This window comes from Microbispora sp. CSR-4 (genome assembly GCF_008033685.1).
Taxonomy (GTDB): domain Bacteria; phylum Actinomycetota; class Actinomycetes; order Streptosporangiales; family Streptosporangiaceae; genus Microbispora.
Genome location: NZ_VJVX01000117.1, coordinates 1 through 7,515, shown reverse-complemented (window position 1 = coordinate 7,515; position 7,515 = coordinate 1). Strand labels below are relative to the sequence as shown.

At 67.3% G+C, this 7,515-nt stretch carries 6 protein-coding genes; 1 reads left to right on the top strand and 5 read right to left on the bottom strand.

The window, feature by feature from the left end; all coding sequences use genetic code 11:
- Positions 1–486: 486 nt before the first annotated feature.
- Entirely contained in the window at positions 487–1,776 is a 1,290-nt protein-coding gene (locus FLV34_RS38435) for a family 3 adenylate cyclase (protein ID WP_147945501.1), read from the top strand.
- A 6-nt stretch (positions 1,777–1,782) separates the two neighbouring features.
- Here the strand turns inward: FLV34_RS38435 and FLV34_RS43065 are convergent, their stop codons facing one another.
- The 5 genes from FLV34_RS43065 to FLV34_RS38410 are packed head-to-tail and all read right to left on the bottom strand — an operon-like array spanning position 1,783 to position 7,322.
- Positions 1,783–4,341: an SAV_2336 N-terminal domain-related protein gene (locus tag FLV34_RS43065; RefSeq protein ID WP_261986069.1), complete on the bottom strand. Its 2,559-nt coding sequence runs from the start codon at positions 4,339–4,341 to the stop codon at positions 1,783–1,785.
- Complete coding sequence (locus tag FLV34_RS38425; protein ID WP_142648252.1) at positions 4,331–5,326, bottom strand: MoxR family ATPase; 996 nt, start codon at positions 5,324–5,326, stop codon at positions 4,331–4,333. Before FLV34_RS38425 ends, FLV34_RS43065 begins: the two co-directional genes overlap by 11 nt.
- A 3-nt stretch (positions 5,327–5,329) precedes the next feature.
- Positions 5,330–5,950, bottom strand: coding sequence for a hypothetical protein (locus tag FLV34_RS38420; protein WP_147945500.1), 621 nt, complete (start codon positions 5,948–5,950; stop codon positions 5,330–5,332).
- A gap of 4 nt (positions 5,951–5,954) precedes the next feature.
- Positions 5,955–6,923, bottom strand: a complete 969-nt coding sequence (locus FLV34_RS38415; protein ID WP_187280857.1) for a trypsin-like peptidase domain-containing protein — start codon at positions 6,921–6,923, stop codon at positions 5,955–5,957.
- Between the two features lie 54 nt (positions 6,924–6,977).
- The gene (locus FLV34_RS38410) at positions 6,978–7,322 is read right to left on the bottom strand and encodes a CU044_2847 family protein (protein WP_142648254.1); all 345 of its coding nucleotides are present in this window, start codon (positions 7,320–7,322) and stop codon (positions 6,978–6,980) included.
- Between the last annotated feature and the right edge of the window lie 193 nt (positions 7,323–7,515).

Sequence of the window (7,515 nt, the reverse complement as noted above, 5' to 3'; positions counted from 1 at the left end):
CAAACAACGGTTTCCCGACCGCCCGGACCGGGACTTCCTTCAACAGACTCGGCTCAACACACGGCGTATGGCCAACGGCCCGCCAGCTAGGCTCACCTGCAACGGCTGCCCCAAGCCTACCTCGAACACACCATCGAATCAAACCCTGACCTGGGCAAATATGGAGCCCCAACCGGGAGGTGCCGCCCGATACGACGTCCCGCCCGGAGACGTGCTCGCAGAGCCTTCCGGGCTGTCGCAGAGTCTTCAGGGCTGTCAAGTACGGGCCCCATCCGTGAAGACTGGGAACGCGCCGCCGAGCGTCGCGGGTGCGGACTCTTGGACGAGTCGGGTGCCTGCCCCGGCGCTACTGCGCCCACGGATGAGGAACCGCGGTCGGCCCTGGAGATCGGTACGAACTCCCATCGCCAGCTCGTCCTGACGGGCGCTCCAACTTTGGAACGCAAACGCTCCTCGACGGCTGATATCGATGAGTAGCCATCCTGTGTGACCACTGACACTCCCACGACCGGGGAGGAGCCGGGCGCCTTCGACCTCGCAAGGGACGCGGCCCCGGGGCTGCCGCTGACGCTGGTGGAGCGGTGGAGGGCGAGCGGCCGTACCGCCGCCGACGCCCGGCGGCTGCTCGGCGCGCACGTCACGACCGGATACAGCGTGGTGTCCGACTCGGCCGGGCTGACCAGGCTGAGCCGCAGCCTCGGCCTGCTGGAGGTGCTGGCGCTCATCGACGGCCCGAAACGCGTCCTGCACGCGTACGGGATCGGCGTGGGCGGCCGGGCGATGGGCGTCTGGGCGGCGGACAACGCGCAACTGTTCCATCCCGCGACGACCGACGCGGGGACGCTGCTGTCGGCCCTGCTGCGAGCGCAGGACGAGATCGGGCGCACCTGCGGGATCCGCGTCGGCATCGGCGTCCACCACGGCGACTACTACGACCTGGACGGCGGACTGTACGGCGCCGAGGCCGACGCGGTCGAGCACCTCGTGGAGAACCACACCGAGGGCGGCGAGATCGTGGTCACCGAGGCGGTGGCCGAGCGGCTGCCGGCCGGCCACGGCTTCGTCCTGCGCCGCAAGGACGGGCATGGCTTCGTCCTGCGCCGCAAGGACGCGCACGATGGGCAGGCCAGGCTCCTGGGCGCGGTCTATCGCGTGCTCGACGGGCCGCGCGCCGGCGACGCGGCGACCGACGGCGGGTGGTATCCCATCCCCTATCCGGCCGCCTTCTACGAGGACCTGTTGCGCTTCGATCCCCGCGACGCCGGGTCGGCCGCGGCGCTCGCGGCAAAGCACCTGCGAGAACGGACGGTGGTCCTGGCCGAGCGCGGCGAGCCCGGGGCGGCGGCCGACGTACCCGAGGTGGCGCTCCTGACCGGGCTGGACCTGTCGGCCCGCATGCGGGAGATCGGGCTGCGCCTCCTGCCCGCGGAGGGCGCCGTCGAGGTCAAGGTCGCCGGTCCGCTGGCCATCTACCTGTTCGATGACCCCGGCGCCGCCGTGCCCTTCGCCCTGGAGTTGCGCGCCGCCCTGGCCGAGGCCGGGATGACCTGCCGCATCGGGCTGGACAGCGGGCCGGTGCTGTCCGGGCGGACGCCGGACGGAGGCCGCGACGTGGCCGGAGCGCCGGTGAATCAAGCGTCGAAGATGGCTCAGGACCTCGCCGCTCCCGGCGTCGTCTGCCTGAGCGAGGCGGTCGCCGCGCAGGCGGGCCTGGGCGGGTTCACCTGCGTCCAGCACACCGTCTCCGGCGTGGATCTGACCTTCTACCAGGGCTGATCGGCTCTACTTCCCGGTCGTTGTGAGCGCCTGGCCAAGCCACAGCACCGGCTCCGCGACATTGATCGGATGAGCCTCTCCTCGTATGCGCAGGGATAGGTGGTCCCCGTCGGCCAGGAGATTTTGCGAGTCGTCCCAGTCGAAGACATTCGTGCTCCTGTCGACGAAGAACCCGATGGATGAGGTGACGAAGAACTGGATACGCTCAAGATGGAAGAATCTTTCGAGGGCGGCGAAAACCAGATCAGCAGTACCGCTCCGCGAAATTTGGCACAATGCGTGGAACAGCGTCCGGGCGTCCTCGTCGCTCACCCGCGGAAAGCCGTACGGATCGTCGGGCTCGACGCTGACCAGGTGACGATCCACTGCCGTGTCGAACACTCGGCGATCGTCGAACTTGGTAATGCAGACCGCGATATGGTGCGGAAGCTTCCCATCCCTCACCTCGCCGGCGGCGAGCATCCGTTCGGCGAGCCGGGTGAGCGATGCATGCAGATGGTCGAAGGCATCTCCGATCTCGAATTCCCGAACAGGGTCGAAGAGGAAGAGGATGCCCCGGCTCTGAGCCAGGTTGTCCAGCAGCTCCCGTTGGCGCGAATCGGTTAGCCCTCCGTCGGCAGGCTCTTCCGCAGCGAAAAGACCCCCGGGTGCGTCGATCATGCTGACACGGATCCGACGCTCGGGGCCGATCTTCGGCTTACGACTCCACCACCTGCTCTGTTCCGCGCCGGGGCCGATCAGCATCCAGTGGTACTGCTCCAGGACGCTGCTCGCCTCGGGGAAGACCCTTTCATGCAGCAGCGCCCTTTTCCTTTGGACGAGGTAATCGTTGGAGGTGGGGTCGGAACCTACGATTTTCCAGTTGTCCTTCCGGCGCATCAGGGCAATCGACAGGGCGGCCAGGAAGGTCGTCTTGCCGCTGCCAGGCGTGCCCCACATACAGATGCTGTGAGAGGCGGAAGCCGGAGTGGCCTGCACGGACGACGGAAGGTGGGTGATGGCAGGCGTCGTCCGGGGCGACGTGGAGGCGGGCGCGCCGGTGAACCGGGTCTCTGCTCGGCGCGGGGGGATGTCCAGGTCGCTCAGGCTTCGCAGCACTTCCGCATTCAGAAAGGCGAAAGGACGCCCTCTATCGGATCGTGAAGAGGTGACAGCGTCCGGTTCTTCGCCGAGCACCGCGCCGAAGGTCGCCGCGGCAGTGGCGACACTCGCCTGGATGCCGGTGGACAGCCGGTTGAGGACGTCGGCCGCGTGCCACGCCTCCGAGCGAGGCAGCAGCTGTAGCGCCGCCATCCGGGCCCGTTCGTCAATGAATTCGTAATGATCTCCACTCACATGCCGAAACAGGCCGCTGAGCAGCACCTCCGCGAGATGCTGAGGTCTGGATCGGGGCAGCAGCGCCCGTTGAAGATGTCTCATGACGGGAAGCGCTGGCGTGGATACGGCGACGTAGCCGGCCAGCCGCACCGCCTCAGGAGAGGCGGTGGCGCGGAAGCGCAGCACTCGGTCCTCGAGGTCGATGGACCGCTCCTCGTCCACCCTTTGCGCCAACGAGCGAGGGCGTGCCGAGACGTACGTCATGGCCGTGGCCACCGTGTCACCTCCGGCGACGAGGCGAGCCCAGTCGCCGATCCAGGCGGGATCCAGCTCGACCACGGGCAACGGGATTCCACTCGCCGGCGGGGTCTCCTCGAAAGGGCGGAAATGGAGAGTGGTGTTGGGGCCGCACGGCTTGCCTTGCGCAGCGAGGCCGGGGATCACCGGAACAGCGGTCCGCCGCCACAGCCTCTCGGGAAGCGGCTGCAGAACAGCTGTCGCGTTGCGCCGGGCCCACATTTGCACCACGGGCTGTGCCGTGCCCTCCCACCAGTGCCGCCCGGAACAGTCGGTCAGTACGAGCACGACGCGCCGACCGGTCGGATCGACCAGGGCCGCCGGGCTGCCCGGGGAGGCGTCCGGGCCGAGAGCGATTCGGTCGCCGACGAGATATGAGACGTGAATGTCACGGAAGGCGCCGACCTGGCCGAGAACGGCTCTCAGTTCGCCGACCATAGGATGCCAGGGCCGCATGGTAGGTCCGGTGTCCACGACCAGCGCCAGGTCAAGCCAGCGTTCCGGAGCACCTCTCATCACCGGGATCCACCGGCCCGTCCGCGCGATCTCCGCGGCGGTGGCGGCCTCGTTCATGACGTTCCGGACGCGTGACGGGACGGTCCGTTTGAGAGGGCGCAGAGCGCGCTGGATCGGCAGACTATGCCTGACCATCGGCGCGTCCGGGACCTGGATCCGGTGAACATCCCCGCTGGGATCATCGGCGGGTAGCTCCAATCCCAGGGCGAACTCCGTCGTCGCAGTCTCCGGCGCCGTCTCGGCCGTCCACGATGTGGCCGAGTGCGGATCAGCCGGTGCTTCGAGAGAAGGGTGTGCAGCCGTGCGGCCAGATACATCCACAGAATCTGATTCGGGAGACAGATGCGCGGCGAGCCACAGCACGTCGGACAGTTCCTGGGCCGACATATCCAGGCCGGTCCGGGAAAGAACGTCGCTCAGCCGGTCAATCGTCATCGTCGGCGACGCCGGAGTTCAGATGCGGCATGAGCCGTTCGGCCAAAGCCAGGCGGTCGACCCCGTGGTCCCGCGCCGCGTGGTGGGTCAGATAGATCGCGTGGAGTAGTTGATCGGTGGCCAGCTGACCCTCCGTCTTCCGAGAGAGGAACAGTTGAATCAAGTCCTCGCTCTCGTCGCTCAGCTCGCCGAGTTGCGCTCTGACGATCTCCCTCAGCTTGTCGCGGTCCGGCTCGGGCAGCGCCAGCCTCACGCATCGACGTAGGAACGCGGCGGGAAACTCTCGCTCGCCGTTGCTGGTCATGATGACCAGCGGGAAGGCCCGGCAGCCGATCACACCGTCCGTCACCGATGCGGTCCTGCCATCGGCGGTCGAGACCCGGTGCGTCCGCCGTTTCTGGCGCGCGAGCTCCGGGATCTCGTACCGCCCCTCCTCGAAGATCGTGAGCAGGTCGTTGGGCAGGTCGATGTCGCTCTTGTCGATCTCGTCGATGAGCAGGACCCGCGGCCTGCACGCGGGCAGCAGAGCGGTCCCGAGCGGTCCGAGGCGGATGTATTTGCCGATCTCGTCGTCGTCGGCGTCGGCGTGCGCCCGCCCGCTCTCCCTGTCGTACAGGCGGGTGAGCGGGTCGTAGCTGTACAGGCCGTCGGCGAGCGTGACCCTGCTCGTGATCGCCCAGTACAGGACCGGCCCGAGTCGAAGTTCCCGAGCGACGGCGTGCGCGAGGGTGGACTTGCCCGTGCCGGGTCTGCCGGTCACCAGCAGCGGCCTGCGAAGGTAGAGCGCGGCGTTCACCTGCTCGACCGCGCCGGGATCCGGCCGGTAACTCCTGGCCTGGTGCTCGTGCGTCGGGTCGATCTCCGGGAGCTCCCCGGTATCATCCGGCACCACGCCCTTGAAGTCCCGCCACGGTGGCGGGGGTGGCAGCCTCCCGATGTCGCTTTTCGCGTCGGGAACGCCGGTGTAGACGTACCAGTCCGCCATGCGCTACTCCTCCACGAAAGTGGGCGGATCGGGAATTCGCGTGGGGTCGTCCCAGATGAGAGTGAGCCGCGGCCCGCAGTGGGCGTGCGTGGGGTCGAAGCGCAAACGGCGCACTACTTCCGGCAACTCGTGATAGCCGTTCGCATCTATCAGCGTCGCGAAGGCGTCCAACGACCCGTACGGGCACTCGCCGGGAGCAGCCCCTTTGCAGGAGGACCGAGGCCACACCATCACCGGCACCCCGGCGTTGAGGCCCTTGTGCAGTATGGTGCTGTCGGGCACACCGGAATAGACGATCACGCATGCATCCTTATCGCTGAGGAGCCGCCGGTAGAACTCGTCCGGATCAAGAAGGGAGCAGTCGGCCTTTTCAATCTTGACCGTACGGTGGAGATGCTTGAAGCGGTTCCTCCACTGATCCTGGAGAATGTAGTTACCGAGACGTGCGACGTCCCGGACCACCACACGATAGGTCGCTATCGGGATCTCCTCTTCCCGGCACGCGTACCACTCGTCCACATGCTCGCTGAGGATCAGCGAGCGCGGCAGCACGAACTCGATCAGTGGGTCGTCCCGGCCGGCTCTGCTGATCCTCGCCATCAGAGAGTTCAGCGCCGACTCCACCTCCTTACGGAACCTCTTGCGGGTCACCGTCGTCGGCGCGCCCCCCCGGATAGGGTTTGTCGTCGATGAAATGGGAGAAGCTGAGTTCGTAGCCGCCCTTGGTCTTCGTGTCGAGCCGGATGACGATGGAAGAGATCCCGGGCCGTGACGCGGGAGGCTCGAGATGCCGGTCCATCCAGACCCGCAGCGCTTTCACGGCTGGGCCGCCGGACGTTTTCGAGATGAGCGCCTGGAGGAACCTGCCCAGGCGGTCGTCGTCGTAGAGATCCTCGGCGACATACCGGGTCGCGTGCCACACGGACCGGAACACGGGCGGTGCGATCGCCGGATGGAACTCCGCCTCGACGAGTTCGGTCAGGTTGGCGTCCGTGTCGATGCGGCGCAGAATCGACCGTAGCTTCCGGCGGGCCTCGCCGCCGAGCCAGCCGAGATCGAGGAGGTCGTCGAGGTCCTCCCAGTATTTGCGCACCTCGGTCAGCGGGATCATGCGTCCGGTGCGACGGTCCTGGCTCGCTGACGCGTCGCTGATCATGCCATAGACGTGGCCGGTGACCTCGTCGAACACGCCAGCGCCGCTGAATCCGGCACGAGGCGTCTCGGCGTGACCGGTGGCCGCTTCCACATGGAGCCATTCCCCGATGCCGGAGGCCGAGCCGGTCCGCAGCCGCATGACGGCGCCGAACGGCCCGGCGTCCGGAGGGAAGCCGTGCACCGCGAATTCGGCCCACGCCGGAACCCGGAGAGACAGCCTGGCCGGCTCGATCGCGACGTCGGCGGCGAGGCTGAGCACCGCAACGTCCCCCGGGTCGCCGGGCTGCCGCCATGGGCCAGCGCAGCCGAGGTCGGCGGGCAGATCCTGAAGGTCCGGCCGGTCGGCCTGGACGAAGCTGACGCGGATGCTCGAGCAGCCGCTGACCACATGGGCGCACGTGAGTACGTGACGGGCATCGACCAGCAGGCCGGCTCCGGTCACGCGCCTGCCATTTCTCGTGCCGTCGACACGGGCGTGCCAACTGTGCGTCATTGACTACTCGCGTCCGGAATCAGCCGGTTTCTCAATCCACTTCAGCTTTACGGTCAAATGTCCCTCTGCGGCACTTTTGGCGATAATCGCACCTGCCTCGGTGGCTAGCTTCACACCGAATTCGACCTCGACCTCCTGGGGGCCCTCGGGAAAGTCGCGAAAGGCGGCCAGCGCCGTCCTCGCCGCGTCCCGGACCCCGTGCAGGGCCTTTTTGAGGCCTTCCGCCGACTGGTACACGACCCGCTCGCCGCAGGCTCCCGCAGGAGCCCATGTGTCCGCGATTTCCTCGCCGGTCTCCACGATGACGGACTCGCCGTCGATCTCCCAGCGCACAAGCTGATCGGCCACTGTCCCTCGCTCACGCTCCCCGTTTCCGTAATGCAAAGAACGTTTTTCATCCGCCGGGCGGCTAAGCCGGTCACAGCATGATCGCGATGCTCGGGTTTTCCTCATGATGTGGCGAAGCTCCTGGTAGACGGGTTGATCACCACAACCATCACCGTCATCGCCAGGAGCTTCGGGTGCTGTTCTATCGTGCTGC

Coding starts and splice junctions, on each gene's coding strand:
- FLV34_RS43065 (WP_261986069.1), bottom strand. CDS start 4,341: ATGACGATTGACCGGCTGAGCGACGTTCTTTCCCGGACCGGCCTGGAT.
- FLV34_RS38425 (WP_142648252.1), bottom strand. CDS start 5,326: ATGGCGGACTGGTACGTCTACACCGGCGTTCCCGACGCGAAAAGCGAC.